Source organism: Propioniciclava sinopodophylli, from assembly GCF_004324755.1.
Classification (GTDB): Bacteria; Actinomycetota; Actinomycetes; order Propionibacteriales; family Propionibacteriaceae; genus Propioniciclava; species Propioniciclava sinopodophylli.
Genome location: NZ_SDMQ01000016.1, coordinates 1 through 17757 on the forward strand (window position 1 = coordinate 1; position 17757 = coordinate 17757).

Below are 17757 nucleotides of genomic sequence, written 5' to 3' on the forward strand. Positions count from 1 at the left end.
CGGACGACCTGCTCCGGAGTGTGACGCTTCCTACTGTTCGTCATGATCTGACCAGTCTCCCTGCCCGCCACCGCGGGCAACAGGACGACTCGCATAACGACCGGACCTACGAAACGGGGTCAGCCCATTGAAGGCGGTCGGGCGGTGCCCGCGTTCAGATCCTCCATCTTCCCGAGCTGGACGCATGCCCACTCGAGGTCCCGCGCCTGACGTTGCCCCGACATTGCCCCGGCGGTGCAAGACATGCACGGTCCTGCTCGCCCGCACGGCTCCAATTGCCTCCGAAACAGGTTTTCACAAGGCCAGATGCCATTCGCAATGAGAGGGTCAGGGGTTCGAATCCCCTTAGTTCCCCTAGAATCCCTGGCTGACAGTCTTGTCAGGCGGGGCTCTGTTGTCCCTGCCCTAGGGTGGGCGCATGAATCTGTACTGGCGCCTGTTGCTGCTGAGGCTCCGGCTGCTCACCGCTCGTCGCGTGGGCCCGTGGGACACGGTCCGGACGCCGTTTCGGGTAGTCCCGACCGACCTGGACCTGCTGCTGCACATGAACAACGGCAAGTACCTCACGCTGATGGACCTCGGCCGCATGGATCTCATGCTGCGCTCGGGGATGTGGGCCAAGGTCACCGAACGCGGCTGGTACCCGGTGGTCGCCGGGCAGACCATCACCTACCGGCGCTCGCTCAACCCGTTCCAGCGGTTCGACCTGCTCACGCGCGTGCTGGGCGTGGACGACCGCTGGATCTACCTCGACCAGACCTTCGTGGTCGGCGAGACCGTGCACGCGCACGCCGTGGTGCGGGCGCGCTTCCTCAAGAAGGGCGGCGGCTCGGTCGAGCACGCCGAGCTCGAGGAGCTCATCGGGGCGTTCCCCGGCCACGACCTGCCCGACTGGCTGGCCGGCTGGACCGAATCCACGAAGATCGGCTCGCCGACGCTGGACGTCAGTCGGGCGGTCTGACCGGACCCCTCAGCCGCGCTTGCGCAGCAGCTTGACGACCTTCTCGGCCACGCCGGTAGCGCTCATCGGGTTCTGACCGGTGACGAGGTTGCCGTCGACGACGACCTTTTCGGCCATCGGGCGCAGCGCCTTGGTGTACTTGGCGCCGTACTCCTTGAGCGCCTCGTCAAGGCGGAACGGCACCACCTTGTTGCGGCGGGCCAGCTTCTCCTCGGCCCACGAGAACCCGGTGACCGCGCGTCCGGACACCAGCGGCGTCCCGTCGGACAGCGCGACCCCGAGCAGGCCGGCCGGGCCGTGACAGACTGCCGCGACGATGCCGCCGTTCTCGAACGTGGTGGCGAGGATGCGGGCCAGGTCGGGGTGGTGCGGGAAGTCGAACATCGTGCCGTGGCCACCGGTCAGGTAGACGGCGTCCCACTCTTCGTCGGCCACGTCGGCGAGGGAGGGGGTCTGCTCGAGCAGCGCCATGAAGGCCGGGTCCTCGTAGCGCTTCTTGGTGCCGCCGAGGGCGAGGATGGGCGCCGCCAGGCTCTCGGGGTCGATGGGGACGAGCCCTCCCTCGACGCTCGCGATGGTCTGGTCGTGGCCGGCCTCGTCGAGGACGTCGAAGAAGTGGGTCAGCTCGCCGAGCCACAGGCCGGTGCGGTACCCGGCGGCCTCGTAGGAGGTGGCGCTCGTGGTGACGACGAGGACGCGGGCCGGGATGTCGTTGGTGCGTGCCATGCGCCCAGCGTAGGCGCCAGTCGGGGAAATGCGTCAGGAGGAAGCGGGGCGGAAGGCCTTCACGCCCGCCCACACGGACTGGCTCACGAGCGCCGAGATGGCCACCCAGCCGATGGGACCGCCGGCGAACGCGACGGAGCAGTCGCCGCGGTAGCACTCACCACTGGTCATGATGCCGAGCATGATGGCCAGCCCGGCCATGAAGATCGAGAAGGCCAACCAGCGCCACTGCACAGGGCGGCGTGTGCTGGCGGGGCGTTCGACGGTGGCGGCGGTCATTCCGAGCTCCTGGGGATGGGGCCTGCTGGGGGCGGTGGCTGATACCAAGGAACGCTACGCCGGTGCCACCACCCCGTCTTCCCCCGTTGGTGCGAACCCGGGTCCACCCAGGGGACGAGGGGAGGCCTACCCCGGTTGGTCGGGGTGTCCACTTTCGGGGATCAGGCGGTGATGTCCACGTCCAGCACCTCGCGGCCCGCCATCGGACGCGCCAGCGCCGCGGCGAGTGCGTCGACGCCGATCCGGGACGCCCGGGCCCCGACCCCGACGGCCGCCGCCACGACGTCCTGCACCTGGGGAGTGGTGAAGTAGCGCCGGAACATCGCCGGCTCTGCGGAAGCGTGCTCCAGCGAGCCGAAGATCCCGCCGCCGTGGTCGTTGAGCACGAAGACCTGCAGGTCCACCTCGGGCTCGGTCTCGCCACGCGCCAGCCCGCCGACGTCGTGGGCGAAGCTCAGGTCGCCGAGCACCAGCCGGACCGGCTCGCCCAGGCAGGTCGCAAGCCCATGGGCGGTCGAGACCAACCCGTCGATGCCCGCCAGGCCGCGGTTCGCCACGACGCGGGCCCCGCGCTGGGCACCCGGCGCCACCGCGTCGAACGCCCGCACGGTGTTGGAGGAGCCCAGCACGAGCCAGCCCTCGGTGTTCCACAGGGCCGCGGCGGCCCGTTGGATCGGGCTGGGGTATGGCGCGGCGGTGGCGTCGGCGTCCTGCCACGTACGCAGCCAAGCGCGGTCGGACGCCGTGGGCTCGGCCACCGCGACCGCGCCGGTGACGAGGCTCGCGGAGCCGGTGACGTCCGTCCAGCGCGCGGTGGGGGACACGACGACCACCTCGACGCCCGGGCGTCCGAGCAGGGACGAGATGGGGCGGCTCAGCGTCGGGTGTCCGAACACGACGACGCGCTCGACGTTGTCGGCCAGCCCGGCGGCGAGGTGGCGCAGGTAGCCGACGATCGCCCCCGGCAGGCGGGCGCCGCTGGACGGCTCGGCCAGCAGGGGCCAGCCGGCCGCGGTGGCGAGGCGGTGCGCGTCCGGGCCGGCGCCGTCGCCGGCGACGGCGAGCGTGCGGCGTCCGGCAGGGAGGTGGGTCGGGGACGGCGCGGGAACGGGCTCGACGCGCAGGGGCGCGGGCAGGTCGCCCGGCGTCCAGGCGGCGTCGGGGACGAGGGGCTCGCCGAAGGAGACGTTGAGGTGGGCCGGCCCGGGGTCGCGGGTGAGGGTGCCGAGAGCAGCGGCGACCAGGCGGGCCACCTGCCCGCGGGCGGCGGCCGGATTGGCACGGGAGGGCAGCTCGACGGTCGCGCGGACGGCGGAGCCGAACAGCCCGGTCTGGCGGGTGGTCTGGTTGGCGCCGGTGCCGTGCCACTCGTGCGGGCGGTCGGTGCTCACCACCAGCAGCGGGACGCCGGAGTGCGAGGCCTCCAACACGGCGGGGTGCAGGTTCGCCACAGCCGTGCCCGACGTGGTCACGACCGCGACCACGCGTGGCTCGCCCCGCAGCCCCCAGCCGCGGGCGATCCCGAGGGCGAAGAATCCGGCCGTCCGTTCGTCCACGCGGACGTGGGTCCGCAGCCAGCCGGCGGCCTCGGCGTCCGCCAGCGCGTAGGCGAGCGGGGCTGAACGCGAGCCGGGGGACAGCACCACGTCGCGAACGCCCGCGGCGGCAAGTTGGGTGACGAGCGCGCGGGCCATGCCCGTGGCGGTCATGCGAGCACCTCGTGCAGGTCGATGCCGGCGAGCGCGGCGACGCGGTCGAGACGCTCGCGCCACGCGCGGTCGACCTCCGGCGGGGCCGGGGGCACGGCATCGGGCGTGACGCGGCGGAACGGCAGGGAGCCATCGACCGGCAGCAGTGGGTCGGTGGTGACGTCGACCGCGAACATCGCGACGGTGGCGAGTCCGGCCGCGTTCGTGCGCGGCAGGGCGGCGGCTAGCGCGACGCCGGCGGCGATGCCGACCGAGGACTCCAGGGCGGAGGAGACGGTGACGGGCAGGCCGAGCTCCTCGGCGAGAGCGAGCGTCGCGCGGACGCCGCCCAGCGGCTGCACCTTCACCACGATCACGTCGGCCGCCTCGGCGCGCACGACCGCGTAGGGATCGGACGCCCTGCGGATCGACTCGTCGGCCGCGATCGGCACCGACACGGCCCGGCGGACGCGGGCGAGGTCCTCGACGGAGGCGACGGGTTGCTCGGCGTACTCCAGGCCGCCCGCGGCGCGGTCGATCCGCGGGAGCGCGACCAGGGCATCCTCGACGGACCAGGCGGCGTTGGCGTCGACGCGGATGCGGCCGGCGGCGCCCAGCGCGTCCCGGACGGCGGTGACGCGGTCGAGGTCGTCGGCCAGCTCCTGCCCGGCCTGCGCGACCTTCACCTTCACCGTCGCGCAGCCGGACGCGCGGACGATCTCCGCCGCGCGCTCCGGCCCCACGGCTGGGACGGTGGCGTTGACCGGAACGCTCGTGCGTCGGGGCTCCGGGAACGAGAGCGTCGCCGCCTCGACCGCGGCGCGCAGCCACGGGACGCAGGTGGCGTCGTCGTAGTCCCAGAAGGGGGAGAACTCGCCCCACCCCGCCGGGCCGCGGAGCAGGACGCCGTCGCGGGCGGTCAGGTTGCGGAAGCGGTCACGCAGGGGCGTGCTCCAGATGAGAATCACGGCCGGTCCACGGGCGAGAGCGCCTCGTACATCGGCAGGAACTTGCGGGCCGTCTCGGCCAGTTCGTCGCTGGGCACCGAGCCCGCCACGATGCCGCCGCCGGCGAACAGGCGGATGGCGGTGCCGTCCGCGGTGACCTGACCGCAGCGCAGGGCGATGACGAACTCGCCGTCGCCGCGGGCGTCCACCCAGCCGACGGGCCCGGCGTAGCGGCCACGGTCGAAGCCCTCCAACTCGGCGATCACCCGGAAGGCGACGTCCGTCGGGGTGCCGCAGACGGCCGCGCTCGGGTGGACGATGCCGGCCAGGGCGAGTGCCGAGTGGTGGTCGTGCAGCGTGCCGGTGATGTCGGTGGCCAGATGCATGATGCGGCGCAGGCGCTTCACCTGGGGGTCGCGGGTGGAGACCGTCGCCACCGTCTCCAGCCGCTCGGCCACCGAGCGGGCCGCGTATGCGTGCTCGGCGTGGTCCTTGGCGGACGCCGCCAGGCGGGTGGCGGTGACGTCGTCGAGTCCCACGTCGCCGGTAACGGGTGCGGAGCCGGCGAGCACCTGGGAGTGGACGCGGTCGCCGGTCGTCGCGACGAGCATCTCGGGGGAGGAGCCGACCAGGCCGTCGACGTGGAAGGTCCAGCTGGCGGTGTTGGCCTCCTGCAGGCGGGCGAGGAGGGCGGGCACGTCGAGGGGGTCGGGGGAGGTGGCCAGCAGGTCGCGGGCGATCACCACCTTCTCGACCTCGCCGTCGGCGATGCGCCCCACGGCCGCTGCGACCGCCTGCCGGTAGCGCTGGCGCGTCAGGGTGCCGGGCAGCAGCTCGAGTTCCTCGAACTCGCCGGGCACGCTGGGGCGGGGGAGGCGGGCTCCGACGGGTTCAGCCACCTGGGACGCGACCGTCAGGACGCCACCGGCCCAGCGGCCGATGAGTTGGGGCACGACAAGGACCGACTCGGCCGAGGAGTCGTGGGCGAAGGTGAGGGTGGCGAAGGCCACGGGGTTGGCGTCCGGCCCCTGCCTGGCAGCCCAGCGGGTGAACGCGTCGTCGAGGGTTCCGAAGCGGTCCAGTCCGCGGGCGGTGGCGCGGAAGGCCTCCCCCCAGCCGAGGGTGGCGGTGAGATCGTCGCCCGACCCGGTCGCCCATACCAGCGGGAGGCCCCGGCGCAAGGAGGTCGCGAACGGCTCCTGCACCTGGAGGGTGTGCTGCCCAGCGGCTCCCGTCGTCACGGAGGCCCACCTTACCCGCGCCGCCGATAGGCTGGCGCACCATGGGGAACCCGTTCGATCCGACCCGTTGGCGCGCCGTCGAAGGCTTCGACTTCACCGACATCACCTATCACCGGGGCATCTCGGCCGAGGGGGCCGACCTCCCCGTCGTGCGCATCGCGTTCGACCGCCCCGAGGTGCGCAACGCGTTCCGTCCGCACACCGTCGACGAGCTGTACCGCGCCCTCGACCACGCGCGGATGACCTCGAACGTGGGCACGGTCATCCTCACCGGAAACGGCCCCTCGCCCAAGGACGGCGGCTGGGCCTTCTGCTCCGGCGGTGACCAGCGCATCCGCGATCGCGACGGCTACCGCTACGAGGTGGACGGCGCCGACGACGAGGCCGCGCCCCAGCAGCGCCGCGAGCAGATCGACCCCGCCCGCGCCGGGCGCCTGCACATCCTCGAGGTGCAGCGGCTGATCCGCACGATGCCCAAGGTCGTCATCTGCGTGGTGTCCGGGTGGGCGGCCGGTGGCGGGCACTCGCTGAACGTCGTCTGCGACCTCTCCATCGCCTCCCGCGAGCACGCCCGCTTCATGCAAACCGACGCCAACGTGGGCTCCTTCGACGCCGGCTACGGCTCGGCCCTGCTCGCGCGCCAGGCCGGCGACAAGCGGGCTCGCGAGATCTTCTTCCTCGCCCGCGAATACTCCGCCGAGGACGCCGAGCGCTGGGGCGTGGTCAACGAGGTCGCCGACCACGACCGGATCGAGGATCTGGCGCTGGAGTACGCGCGAATCATCGCCACCAAGAGCCCGCAGGCGATCCGGATGCTGAAGTTCGCCTTCAACCTCGCCGACGACGGGCTGGCCGGCCAGCAGGTCTTCGCCGGCGAGGCCACCCGACTGGCCTACATGACCGAGGAGGCCCAGGAGGGCCGCGACGCCTTCGTCGAACGGCGCGACCCCGACTGGACGGGCTACCCCTACTACTTCTGACCTGCCTGCGATGACCGACCTCGCCTGGGGAGGCGGCGGCACGTCCGCCGAGGCCGTCCACACGTTGTACGACCGCCTCCTCGCCCCGGGGCCCGTGCTCGTCATGGCCCCCACCCGGGCCGCGTTCGAGGCGTCCGTCGCGCGCATCACCCAGCCCCTGGACGGGGTGGACGTCGTCATCCAGACCTCCGGGTCGACCGACGGGACCGGACGCCTCGTCGGCCTGTCGCGGGCCGCGCTCGCGGCGTCGGCCCACGCCACGCACGCTCGCCTGGGCGGGCCCGGGCAGTGGCTGACGTCGCTGCCGGTGCACTCGGTGGCGGGGTTCCAGGTCGTCCGCCGCAGCGCGCTGGCCGGGCACCGTCCCGTCGTGTACGCGCCCGCCGGCGGCTTCGACGTCGACCTGTTCGCGGCGGGGATCGCTGCGTTGGCGCCAGCCGTCCCGCACTACCTGTCGATGGTGCCGACCCAGCTGTACGGCGTGGTCGCCGAGGCCCCCGAACTGCTGGCGGGGTTCGCGGCCATCCTCGTCGGCGGGGCGGCGCTGGCCCCCGATCTCGCCGCGCGCGCCTCGGCGGCCGGGGCGCGGATCGTCCGCACCTACGGCTCGACAGAGACCTCCGGGGGGTGCGTGTACGACGGCGTCCCGCTCGACGGCGTGGGCGTCCGGGTCGTGGAGGGGCGCGTCCATCTGGGGGGCCCGACCCTGCTGACCCGCTACCTCGAGTCGGCCGACCAGCCCTTCGCCGCGGACGGCTGGTTGGTCACCAACGACGTCGGCACGTGGGACGGCGCGCGCCTCTCCGTGCTCGGCCGGGCCGACGACGTCCTTATTTCGGGTGGGGTCAACGTGCACCCCGCGCCCGTCGAGGCGGCCCTGTCGGCGCTGGGTGGGCAGTGGGTGGTCGTCGGCGTCCCCGACGAGCGGTGGGGGCAGCGGGTCGTGGCCGTGACCGACGGTGTCCTGCCCGACAGGGACGCCGTGCGCGCCGCCACCGCGTACCTCGCGCCGGCCGAGCGCCCCAAGGACGTGCTGGGCCTGGCACCCCTGCCGTTGCGGCCCACCGGCAAGGTGGATCGCCGGGCGGTCGCCGAGTACGCTGCCCGGAGATTCGTGAGGGGAACAAACCAATGACGAAGACCGCCGAGCGTGAGCAGCGCGAGCGGACGAGGCGCCGCTCCCTGTTCGCCGGCACGGTGGGCAACCTCGTCGAGTGGTTCGACTGGTCGGTGTACGGCTTCTTCTTGCCGGTGTTCGCCTCGTCCTTCTTCCCGCTCGAGGATCGCTTCGCGCTGATCCTCGCGGGGTTCACCATCTTCGCGGTCGGGTTCTTCTTCCGTCCGCTGGGTGGGGCCGTGCTCGGCTCGTACGCCGACCGCCACGGACGCCGCGCGGGCATGACGCTCACGATCCTGCTGATGGCGGGAGCGTCGGCGCTCATCGCCCTGCTGCCCACCTACGGGCAGATCGGCGTCGCCGCGCCGGTACTGCTGACCCTTGCGCGCTGCGTGCAGGGCTTCTCGGCCGGCGGCGAGTTCGGGACGTCCTCGGCCTTCCTCGTCGAGAACGCCCCGCGCGGACGCCGCGCGTGGGCCGGGTCGTGGCAGCAGGTCTCCGTCGGCGCCGGGACGCTGCTGGCCTCGGTGCTCGCCTCGATCATGTTCGCCACGCTGTCGGACGAGGCGCTGGCCGTGTGGGGCTGGCGGGTGGCCTTCGGTATCGGCGCCGTCCTCGGCCTGCTCGGCCTGTGGCTGCGGATGGCCGTGCCCGACACCGAGGCCTTCACCCGCACCCGCGACACCGGCCGCGTTGTGCGCAACCCGCTGACCACCGTCCTGAAGGAGCACCCGCGGGCCGCCCTGCGCGTGATCGGGCTGGTCGCAGCCGGGACGGCGCTGGTGCAGTTCTGGTTCATCTCGCTGCCGTCGGTGCTCACCTTGCACACGGGCGTCGAGCTGCGTTCGGCCCAGTTCGCTGCGATGCTCGGGCTGGCGCTGTTCACGATCCTGCAGCCGGTGTCGGGCTATCTCTCCGACCGGTTCGGACGCCGTCCGCTGCTGCTGTTCTTCGCGATCGGGTCGGCGCTGTCGTTCATCCCGCTGGTGAACACGATCGGGCAGACGATGTCCAGCGTGCTCGTGGCGGTCTCGGTCAGCGCCGTCCTGCTGGCCGCGTACGCGGGGTCGCTCGCCGCCGTGATGGCCGAGCAGTTCCCGCCCGAGGTGCGCACCGCCGGTATCTCGCTGCCCTACGGCGTGGCCGTCGCCGTCTTCGGGGGCCTCGCGCCGGTGCTCGCCACCGCCATGGTGGCCCGCGGGTCCTTCTGGGTCTTCCAGGCCGTCATGGTCGTGCTGTGCGTCGTGTCCGCGGTGGTCTACTGGCGGATGAGCGAGACCAGTGACTTCGCCCAGCCCCGCCCCGTCGCAGCCAAGGGGTTCTCGATCGACGAGCCCTTGGCGGGCCTGGACTGAGTTCTCGGCGCGCGTAGCGCCAATCGGACCACAGCCCGCGCCCGCACCCACGGGGCAAATCCCTGTGGCACGGGTGAACGCCGTGGCTGGGTGTCGGCGGTGCGGGGACGTGTGGTCGAGATGGCGTTACGCCGACGGCCAGGGTCAGCGGCCCGGCGTGAAGCGACGGAGGCGCGTGGAGTTGGAGACCACGAACACCGACGACAGCGACATCGCGAAGCCGGCGATGAGGGGGTTCAGCAGCCCCAGCGCGGCCAGGGGGATGGCGGCAATGTTGTAGCCGAACGCCCACACGAGGTTGCCCTTGATGGTGCGCAGGGTGCGTCGGGCCAGCGCGATGGCGTCGGGGATGACGTTCAGGTCGCGGCGCACGAGGATGATGTCGGCCGACTTCATCGCCACGTCCGTGCCGGACACGACGGCCAGGCCGAGGTTCGCCGAGGCCAGGGCGGCGGCATCGTTGATGCCGTCGCCGACCATCGCCACGCGGCGTCCCTCCGACTGGAGGCGCTCGATGACCGCCGACTTGTCGGTGGGGAGCACCTCGGCGATGACCTCGTCCACGCCCACCTGGGCGCCGATGGTCTCGCCGGCGGCGCGACGGTCGCCGGTCAGCAGGACGGTGCGCAGGCCCATCTCCTTGAGGCGGGCCACCGCGGGGGCGGCCGACTCCTTGAGGCTGTCGGTGACCTCGATCGAGCCCACGAGTTCGCCGGCCACACCGACGAGCACCGCGGTGCGCCCGGCGGCCGCTGACTCCTCAAGGCCGCGCTCCACCGACTCCGGCACCGGGACGCCCCGCTCGCGGAACAGCGCGGGGTTGCCGACGAGCACGATGGCGCCCGCCACCTCGCCCTCGGCGCCCAGCCCCGGCAGTGCGCGGACTCCCGCGGCGTCCGGCACGACCAACCCCTCCTCGGACGCCCGGGCCACGACCGCGCGCGCGATCGGGTGCTCGGAGTGGTGCTCCACGGCGGCGGCACGCTCCAGCACGGACTCGGCCGAGTGCCCGCCGTGCCCGTGCACGACCTCGACCGCCATCTCGCCGGTGGTCAGGGTGCCCGTCTTGTCGAGCACGACGGTGTCGATGACGCCGGACGCCTCCAGGGCGTCCGGGCCCTTGATCAGGATGCCGAGCTGCCCGCCGCGCCCCACGCCGACCATCAGCGCCGTGGGCGTGGCCAGGCCGAGCGCGCACGGGCAGGCGATGATCAGCACCGACAACGCCGCCGAGAACGCCGCCCGCGGGCCGCCGCCGATGAGCAGCCACACGACCAACGTCACGGCGGCGATCACGAGCACGACGGGCACGAACCAGCCCACGACCTTGTCGACCATCGTCTGCACGGCCGCCTTGCGCGCCTGCGCCTGCTCGGCGGTCGCGGCCATCTGGGCCAGCTGGGTGTGGGCGCCGACGCGGTCGGCGGTGACGATCAGGGCGCCGTTGGTGTTGATGGTGCCGCCCAGGACTGCGTCGCCCTCGGTGACCTCGCGGGGTACGGGTTCGCCGGTCATCATCGAGGTGTCGATCGCCGAGGAACCGAGCACGACGGTGCCATCGGTGGCGATGCGCTCGCCGGGGCGGACGCCGAAGCGGTCGCCCACGCGCAGCTCGGCGATGGGGATGATCGACTCCACGCCGCCGCGGATGACCCGCACGGACGAGGGCGCCAGGCGTCCCAACGCCGAGAGCACGGAGCGCGCCGACTTCTTGGACCGGGCCTCCATGTAGCGCCCACCCAGCAGGAAGGTGGTCACCGCCGCGGCGACCTCGAGGTACAGCGAGTCCGCGCCGGCCGGCGCGATGCCGTAGCCGAGCCAGTAGCCGGTGGTGTCCTCGGCACCGAGGATCGTGGACACCAAGGACCACGTGAACGCGGCGAGGATGCCGAGGGAGACGAGGGTGTCCATCGAGGTGGAGCCGTGGCGCAGGTTACGCCAGGCCGCCTTGTGGAACGGCCAGGCGCTCCAGAACACGACCGGCAGAGCGGCCACCAGCAGCACCCACTGCCACCCCGGGAAGCGCATCTGCGGCGCCAGCGCCAGCACGATCGCGACGTCGCCCAGCGGCACGGTGAGCAGCGCCGCGACGATGAGCCGGTTGCGGAGCATCTTCACCCGGTCGGCGTAGCCCTGGCCCTCCTCGCCCTCGACGACAGGGGCGCCACCGTAGCCGGCGGCCTCCACGACGCCCACGGCGTCCGTCGCCTTCTCCGGCGGCAGGCCGAGGATGACCGCCCGCTCAGTGGCGTAGTTCACCGTGGCGCGGACGCCCGGCATCTTGTTGAGCTTCTTCTCGATCCGGTTCGCGCAGGCGGCGCACGTCATGCCGGAGACGTCGAGCTCCACGCGCTGGTCGAGGCCGCTGGTGACCGGGGCGTCCGGGGTGGCGGTCACGGCTCGAACCGCTTCAGCGTCGCCTCGCGGGCCCGCTGCTCGTCGCGCTTGGCGAGCTCGGCGAGCATGTCGTTGTAGGCGTCGAAGGAGTCGTCGTGGCCCGAGTCCACGGCGTCGTCGATGGTGCTGGCCTCGCGGCTGTCGGAGCGGAACCATTGGGCGGCCAGCGCGGCGATCACGACGAACAGCGGTACCTCGCCGAGGAACCACGACGCCTGGCCGGCGATGTTCTGGTCGGCCATCAGCGCGGCATGGTCGGCCAGCCACGGCACCTCGATGGTCTCGTAGAAGGTGGCGCCCAGCAGCGTCTGGCTCGACAGGATGCCGACGGCGAACACGGCGTGGAACGGCATGATCGAGATGACCAGTGCCAGCTTGAGCAGGTGGGGGAGCTGCTTGCTGGTGCGATCAGCCCCGATGATCATCGTGAAGAAGAAGTAGCCGGTCATCATGAAGAAGATGAGCATCAGCTGGTGGGCCCAGTGGTACTTCATGAGCCACGAGAACGCCGGCGTGAAGTAGACCGCGAACAGGCTGCCGACGTACATCAGCCACGCGACGGGCGGGCTGGTCAGGGTCTGCCACAGGCGGTGGGACTCCAGCGAGTCGAGTGCGTCGCCGAGCGACACGTGGTCCTCGCCCGGCGTGGACGCCGCCCGCACGAGGCTGAGCGGGGCCCCCAGCACCCCGAGCACCGGCACCAGCATGTTCACGGTCATGTGGACGACCATGTGCCAGCTGTACTGGACGGTCGAGTACTCCCACAGGCCGGTGACGGCGAGGAACAGGGTGAGCAGCCAGGCGGCGGCCCACGCGATCGTGCGCCCGATCGGCCAGCGGCGGCCCAGTGAGCGGGCCCGCAGGACGCCGGCCAGGTAGGCGCCCAGCGCGAACACGACCACGGCCACCCACAACAGGTTCGGGCGGGCGAAGGTGACCAGCTTCTCGATGGTCGGGGCCACGGTCACCTCGTAGCCGAGGTAGTTCACCATGATCGACTGCGGCTCGAGGAAGCGCGGGGTCGGGATGTGGTTCTCGGCTGTGAGGCAGGCGACGTAGGCGACGGAGAGCACGACGTCGCGCCCGATGCTGCCGGCCGTCCGTCCGCCGACGAACTGGCGGACGGCCCAGCTCAGCGCGAACAGCCCGAGGATGACGAAGATCGCGATGGTCCACAGGCCATACGGGGTGGCGTTCAGCGGGACGCCCGCGAGCTGCTGCCAAGCCACCACGGCGTGGCCGGCGACGGCGACGACGAGCAGGGGCGGCACCAGCCGCTGGTAGCGCATGGCGGATGCCGGCGAGCCGCCCAGCCAGGCGCCGAGCGCGGCCGTCATGAGCGGGACCGCGGTGAACGTTAGCGCCACGGCGGCGTCCGTCGCCCAGTCGTGGTTGAGGCCCACGGTCACGTTGCCGGTGACCGACACGAACGCAAGCGCGATGACGCCGGCGACCAGCCCGATCAGGGTGCTCGCCCAGTGCCGGCTGGCGTAGGACGCCACCACGATCGCCAGCGCGATCAGCGCCGAGGTCAACCACGCCAGGCCGGAGGGGGAGGACCACAGGAAGGTCCACCAGGCATCGGGACGCATGGTCGTGTGGATGGGGACGCCGTTGACGTAGGCGGGGTTGGCGAACGTGTTCAGCACCGACGCCGCGAACCACACCTGGCCCAACCGCCCGGCCCACGGGAGCAGGCGCTGTCCGGCGTCGGTGAGCGTGTGGTCCTCGTTGCGCGCGGTGAAGCCGACGACGGCCGACAGGACGCCGAGGGTGCCTAACGCGGCCAGGCGGGCGGTGAGGTCGCCCAGCAGGGAGATGATCCCGGTCGTCGCGTCCGACTGGATGCGGGCCGGCAGCGGCGGCCTGGTCGCGAGGTCGAGCCCGACCAGCCAGATGGCGACGTAGGCCGCCACCACGGCCCCCACCACGGCCAGCAGGACGGTGGTGGTGCGCCTGCTGGGGACGACGGAGGACGACTGGGACGTGCTGCTCACGAACTACCTCGATGGGTTGGCCTTGACGAAAGGGGGCGACCGGCGAGCGCGCCGGCTCCGGGCGTGAGTCTAGTCCGCGGCGGCACCGGCCCCTGACCGCGATGCCCCCACTGTCGTCGGCTACGACACGAACCCGGAGATCTCCGACGCCAAGACCAGGCGGATCTCGTCGCGCAGCTGACCGAGCGCCGCGCGTGGTGTGGGGTCATGGTTCCCGCGGGCAGGATCACCGACGCGGTCATCGGTGAACTGGGCGACCGGCTGTCGGAGGGCGACATCATCATCGACGGCGGCAACAGCAAGTGGACTCACGACCAGAAGCTCGCCGACGAGCTCGCCGCGAAGGGGATCCGCTTCATCGATTGCGGCGTCTCCGGCGGCGTCTGGGGCCTGGAGAACGGTCGGTCGCGAGAAGCTGAGCGACAAGGGCACCAAGTCCGCCAGCAAGCGGGTTGACCCGATGCGCTCCCAGACCGGCATGACCCGCGAGGCGATCAGCGACAGCTTCCTGGCCTACTTCCAAGGTCAGTTCCGCTGCGTCGAGCGGGACTTCACCGACGACGAGCCGCCGAGGCCGCCGAGCTGGTGCGCACAAAGTTCTCCACCCCGGAGTGGACCCACCGCGTCCCGTGATTCCGCGTCAGCAGGCGCCTCGACGCGCAAGCATCCGGTGACCCGCCCAGAGGAGTGCAAAGACGGCCACGAGGCCCAGTCCGGCGTCGCCCAGGTCCACCCCGGCCAGTGCCGTGGTCAGCGGGTCGTCGAGGCCCAGCAGGTCGTGGGCGAAGGCACCCAGCGTGATCGTGGCGATGAACAGGGCGGAGACCGCGGACACGGTGGTCACCACCGCGTTGAAGCGGAGCCGCCGGCCGGCACCCAGCGTCGCAGACCGGTACAGGTGCATCATGCCCAGGCCGTTGAGGCTGTCGCACAGGGTCATGGCGGCGGTGAAGGCTACCGGCAGGCCCAGCAGAGCCAGCGGCGGTACGCCCGCCAACGAGGCCCCGACGGTGAGCAGCAGCAGGCCGATCGTGGTGGCTGTGTCGAAACCCAGGCCGAACAGGAAGCCGATCACGAAGACGTCACGAGGCCGTCTGACCCTGCGCAGCGGCCTGGCCAGCAGGCGAGCCACCAACCCGCCCGCCTGGTCCAGGTCGTGCCGGTGGCCGCCGAGGATCGGACCCCCACGAAGCCCCCGCCACAGGCGAAGCGCCACGGCGGCATTGAACAGGCCCAGGAGCAGCAGGTAGGTGCCGGAGACACCCATGCCCACGAGGCCCAGCACTCGGTTGGCGGTCCCGCCCTCGACAAAGGCCCCCTGCATGAAGTGCGCCCCCGCCACGACCAGCGCGCCAGCCAGGGTCACCACCGTCGAGTGTCCCAGGCTGAAGGCGAACCCGACGCTGGCTGGATTCCCGCCCTCGTTGACGAACTTGCGCACAGAGTTGTCGATCGCGGCAACGTGGTCCCAGTCGTAGGAGTGCTTGAGCCCGGCGAGGTAGGCGGTCAGCACCGTTCCGGCGGCAAGGGCGGGGGCGCCGGAGACCCAGGACGTCGACAGCAGGCCCACGGAAAGGAAGTGCAGTGACGCCACGGCAGCAAAGGTGCAGGCGATCCGGGTCCTCAGCGGCAGGTGGTCGCGCTGGACCACGAAATGGTCGTAGAGGACGGTCATGGTGCTCATCGAGTGGAACCTCCCAGTACGAGCCACAGTGTCAGGACGAAAGGCCACGTGTACACGGGAATCCCCGTAGTGTCCATGAGCAGCTTCAGGACGATCGCCAGGCCGGTCCCAAGCACGACCAACAGGATGCGACAGGCCAGCCGGCGCTCCACCAGGAATGTGGCACCCAGCCCCATCGCCACCAGGACGGGGGAGTATCCGAACAGGCCGGCCGTGATACCGGAGCGGTCGAGTCCCGCAGTTAGGGCGATGGCCGCGGCGAGTGCACTGCCCGCCAGGCCCCACACGGCCGCCCTCCACGAGGACAGGGCAATGCCGGCAAGCAGCACGACACCGACCAGCCAGCCGTCGGCCAGGAAGACCTCGGCGATGCCGTTGAACAGCGCATGAACCGCACCCGGCCACAGGGCGACCCCGCCGCTCAGGGGCTCACCCGCAGCGGGCTGGGCCAGCACGTGCACCACGCCGGCCACCGTGCAGAAGGGCGCGGTCGCGACGGGCAGGTCACGTCGGGACAGGGGGCCGCGGGTCAGCAAGCAGGCGAAGGCCGCATGGACCGGGACACACAGTGCCGCCCCGACGATGGTCACGAGCGCGGCCGTCCACCCTGGCACGTCGAGTGCCGCCGCGGCCCCCACCAGCGCCCCGTTGTAACCCATCAGACCGCGCGCCGCGGCCTCCTGACGCCCGGTCAGCCGACCGGTGACGGTCTGGGCCACGGAGCCCAGCGCAGCGAGGGCTGCCATCCGGGGATTTGCCAGGGCCAGCCCGACGAGGACCAGGACACCGGTCAGGACGTTGTCCTGGAAGAAGACCTGGGCGATGCCGCGCAGCGTCTGCTCGGGCAACGAGCCGAGGTGACTGGATTTGGTGCTCATGGGAACCTCCTAGTACTTGCGCAGGGCCAGCGGACCCTGTCCCCGCCACAGGTGGCGGACGTGGTTGGTGACGCTCTCGTGGAGGTGCACGACGTCCTCGGTGCGGTGTCCCAGGCTGCGCACCACCAGGCCCCGCACCCCGTCGTCGGTGGTGATGCCGATACTGCTCACCCCCGCCCGAAGGCCGCTCTGGACGCACAGGCCGGAGACGACATCGACGAGCTCGGTGTCGACGCGCCAATCGACGACGAGGAGTTGCCCGATGTGGGAGTGCCCCTCCAACTGGCCGACTCCGTCCAGCGCGTCGACGCCGGGTTCGAGCCGGAGCTGGTCGATGGCGAAGATCCTGCTCGCGTGGGCATCGCCCACCCGCACCTCCGTGCGCAGGCGCAGTTCCTGGTAGCGGAAGCGCTCACCGTCGGGTGACCAGCCGGGAGTGATCACCTCGGCGCTGACCAGGCTCGCCCCGGGATGCATGATGACCCGGGTGGTCTGCCGGTAGCTCCCGTCGCGGTAGATGATCAGCTGGTCCGGGATGTTCTCCAGGATGGCGCCCGGCCCCAGCACCAGCCGCACGTCCTGGGTGGCCGGCCCCTGCGGGGTGCGGTAGACCTTGGTGGCCGACTGCGTGGTCAACAGGAGCGAGGCCTTCTCCTTGACGGTGATGTCCATCCGGTAGTGGTCGGCACCCAGGAAGGCTCCGCCGGGGTTGACCACCGTGTAGCAGACCTGGCCCGAACCATCGAGGTGGATCGGCCGCAGGATGCGCAGGGCACCTCGGTGGAACTGGTGTCGTGCGTGGCTGACACCCCCTCGGCGGGCCACGGTCAGTTCCAGCTCTCCCGTCGAGGGCTGGTCGCGCTCAGGCAAGGTCGAGCAGGAGGACGTCACGGCGGATCCAGTCGAGCACGACGTCAAGCCCCTCGTCGGTCTTCAAGTTGGTGAAGGCATAGGGCTTGTCCTTCCGGAAGGCCCTGGAGTCCGCCTCCATCACCGCGAGGTCGGCCCCGACGTGCGGTGCGAGGTCCGATTTGTTGATCACGAACATGTCCGAGCGGATCATGCCCTGTCCGGCCTTGCGCGGGATCTTCTCGCCCTGCGCGACATCGATCACATAGATGGAGAAGTCGACCAGCTCTGGGCTGAAGGTGGCGGACAGGTTGTCCCCGCCGGACTCCACGAAGATCACCCGGAGGTCGTCGAAGCGCTTCCTGAGCTCCTCGATGGCCGCCTCGTTCATCGACGTGTCCTCGCGGATCGCCGTGTGGGGGCAGCCGCCGGTCTCGATCCCGATGATGCGCTCGGTGGGCAGCACGGAATTGCGGGCGAGGATCTTCGCGTCCTCGATGGTGTAGATGTCATTGGTGATGGCGGCCATCGAGATCTCGTCGGCCATGGCGCGCGAGATCCTCTCGATCAGCTGGGTCTTGCCGGCGCCGACGGGTCCGCCGATTCCGATGATGACGGGGTCCATGGGTCCTCCTTGGGGGATGACTGGGGTTGGGGT

General features: G+C 71.6%; 16 protein-coding genes. 5 read left to right on the top strand and 11 right to left on the bottom strand.

What is annotated here, in order from left to right; all coding sequences use genetic code 11:
• Nucleotides 1–418 precede the first annotated feature (418 nt).
• A complete protein-coding gene (locus tag ET989_RS12925) occupies nt 419–961 on the top strand; it encodes an acyl-CoA thioesterase (protein WP_131169662.1) in 543 nt (180 codons plus the stop codon).
• Nucleotides 962–970: 9 nt separating this feature from the next.
• Here ET989_RS12925 and ET989_RS12930 read toward each other — a convergent pair whose 3' ends face one another.
• The 5 genes from ET989_RS12930 to ET989_RS12950 form a co-directional block, all read right to left on the bottom strand.
• A complete protein-coding gene (locus ET989_RS12930) occupies nt 971–1687 on the bottom strand; it encodes a type 1 glutamine amidotransferase domain-containing protein (RefSeq protein WP_131169665.1) in 717 nt (238 codons plus the stop codon).
• A gap of 33 nt (nt 1688–1720) precedes the next feature.
• A complete protein-coding gene (locus ET989_RS12935; protein ID WP_131169667.1) occupies nt 1721–1966 on the bottom strand; it encodes a hypothetical protein in 246 nt (81 codons plus the stop codon).
• A 161-nt stretch (nt 1967–2127) separates the two neighbouring features.
• Entirely contained in the window at nt 2128–3675 is a 1548-nt protein-coding gene (gene menD / locus ET989_RS12940; RefSeq protein WP_131169669.1) for a 2-succinyl-5-enolpyruvyl-6-hydroxy-3-cyclohexene-1-carboxylic-acid synthase, read from the bottom strand.
• The gene (locus ET989_RS12945) at nt 3672–4619 is read right to left on the bottom strand and encodes an o-succinylbenzoate synthase (RefSeq protein WP_131169756.1); all 948 of its coding nucleotides are present in this window, start codon (nt 4617–4619) and stop codon (nt 3672–3674) included. Before ET989_RS12945 ends, menD begins: the two co-directional genes overlap by 4 nt.
• Entirely contained in the window at nt 4619–5842 is a 1224-nt protein-coding gene (locus ET989_RS12950) for an isochorismate synthase (protein ID WP_131169672.1), read from the bottom strand. Before ET989_RS12950 ends, ET989_RS12945 begins: the two co-directional genes overlap by 1 nt.
• Nucleotides 5843–5883: 41 nt before the next feature.
• Here ET989_RS12950 and ET989_RS12955 point away from each other — a divergent pair, with 41 nt between their 5' ends.
• Genes ET989_RS12955 through ET989_RS12965 form a run of 3 tightly spaced genes read left to right on the top strand, consistent with a single transcriptional unit; the run spans nt 5884 to nt 9294 of the window.
• Nucleotides 5884–6822, top strand: a complete 939-nt coding sequence (locus tag ET989_RS12955; RefSeq protein ID WP_131169674.1) for a 1,4-dihydroxy-2-naphthoyl-CoA synthase — start codon at nt 5884–5886, stop codon at nt 6820–6822.
• A gap of 10 nt (nt 6823–6832) precedes the next feature.
• A complete protein-coding gene (locus ET989_RS12960) occupies nt 6833–7957 on the top strand; it encodes an AMP-binding protein (RefSeq protein WP_131169676.1) in 1125 nt (374 codons plus the stop codon).
• On the top strand, nt 7954–9294 hold the full coding sequence (locus ET989_RS12965) for an MFS transporter (RefSeq protein ID WP_131169679.1): 1341 nt from the start codon (nt 7954–7956) through the stop codon (nt 9292–9294). Before ET989_RS12960 ends, ET989_RS12965 begins: the two co-directional genes overlap by 4 nt.
• Before the next feature lie 144 nt (nt 9295–9438).
• Here the strand turns inward: ET989_RS12965 and ET989_RS12970 are convergent, their stop codons facing one another.
• The gene (locus ET989_RS12970; RefSeq protein ID WP_277751374.1) at nt 9439–11691 is read right to left on the bottom strand and encodes a heavy metal translocating P-type ATPase; all 2253 of its coding nucleotides are present in this window, start codon (nt 11689–11691) and stop codon (nt 9439–9441) included.
• Complete coding sequence (locus tag ET989_RS12975) at nt 11688–13688, bottom strand: cytochrome c oxidase assembly protein (RefSeq protein WP_131169681.1); 2001 nt, start codon at nt 13686–13688, stop codon at nt 11688–11690. Before ET989_RS12975 ends, ET989_RS12970 begins: the two co-directional genes overlap by 4 nt.
• A 207-nt stretch (nt 13689–13895) precedes the next feature.
• Between ET989_RS12975 and ET989_RS12980 the strand changes: the two genes are divergently transcribed.
• Nucleotides 13896–14144, top strand: coding sequence for an NAD(P)-binding domain-containing protein (locus ET989_RS12980; protein ID WP_241656351.1), 249 nt, complete (start codon nt 13896–13898; stop codon nt 14142–14144).
• Nucleotides 14145–14328: 184 nt separating this feature from the next.
• Here the strand turns inward: ET989_RS12980 and ET989_RS12985 are convergent, their stop codons facing one another.
• The 4 genes from ET989_RS12985 to ureG are packed head-to-tail and all read right to left on the bottom strand — an operon-like array spanning nt 14329 to nt 17724.
• The gene (locus ET989_RS12985; RefSeq protein WP_131169683.1) at nt 14329–15372 is read right to left on the bottom strand and encodes a HoxN/HupN/NixA family nickel/cobalt transporter; all 1044 of its coding nucleotides are present in this window, start codon (nt 15370–15372) and stop codon (nt 14329–14331) included.
• A complete protein-coding gene (locus ET989_RS12990) occupies nt 15369–16250 on the bottom strand; it encodes an urea transporter (protein WP_131169685.1) in 882 nt (293 codons plus the stop codon). Before ET989_RS12990 ends, ET989_RS12985 begins: the two co-directional genes overlap by 4 nt.
• Before the next feature lie 9 nt (nt 16251–16259).
• A complete protein-coding gene (locus tag ET989_RS12995; protein WP_206662363.1) occupies nt 16260–17141 on the bottom strand; it encodes an urease accessory protein UreD in 882 nt (293 codons plus the stop codon).
• Entirely contained in the window at nt 17113–17724 is a 612-nt protein-coding gene (gene ureG / locus ET989_RS13000) for an urease accessory protein UreG (protein ID WP_131169687.1), read from the bottom strand. The genes ET989_RS12995 and ureG overlap by 29 nt, the downstream gene beginning before the upstream one ends.
• Nucleotides 17725–17757: the final 33 nt, after the last annotated feature.

Coding starts and splice junctions, on each gene's coding strand:
- ET989_RS12930 (WP_131169665.1), bottom strand. CDS start 1,687: ATGGCACGCACCAACGACATCCCGGCCCGCGTCCTCGTCGTCACCACG.
- ET989_RS12935 (WP_131169667.1), bottom strand. CDS start 1,966: ATGACCGCCGCCACCGTCGAACGCCCCGCCAGCACACGCCGCCCTGTG.
- ET989_RS12960 (WP_131169676.1), top strand. CDS start 6,833: ATGACCGACCTCGCCTGGGGAGGCGGCGGCACGTCCGCCGAGGCCGTC.
- ET989_RS12990 (WP_131169685.1), bottom strand. CDS start 16,250: ATGAGCACCAAATCCAGTCACCTCGGCTCGTTGCCCGAGCAGACGCTG.
- ureG (WP_131169687.1), bottom strand. CDS start 17,724: ATGGACCCCGTCATCATCGGAATCGGCGGACCCGTCGGCGCCGGCAAG.
- menD (WP_131169669.1), bottom strand. CDS start 3,675: ATGACCGCCACGGGCATGGCCCGCGCGCTCGTCACCCAACTTGCCGCC.
- ET989_RS12955 (WP_131169674.1), top strand. CDS start 5,884: ATGGGGAACCCGTTCGATCCGACCCGTTGGCGCGCCGTCGAAGGCTTC.
- ET989_RS12965 (WP_131169679.1), top strand. CDS start 7,954: ATGACGAAGACCGCCGAGCGTGAGCAGCGCGAGCGGACGAGGCGCCGC.
- ET989_RS12925 (WP_131169662.1), top strand. CDS start 419: ATGAATCTGTACTGGCGCCTGTTGCTGCTGAGGCTCCGGCTGCTCACC.
- ET989_RS12985 (WP_131169683.1), bottom strand. CDS start 15,372: ATGAGCACCATGACCGTCCTCTACGACCATTTCGTGGTCCAGCGCGAC.
- ET989_RS12980 (WP_241656351.1), top strand. CDS start 13,896: ATGGTTCCCGCGGGCAGGATCACCGACGCGGTCATCGGTGAACTGGGC.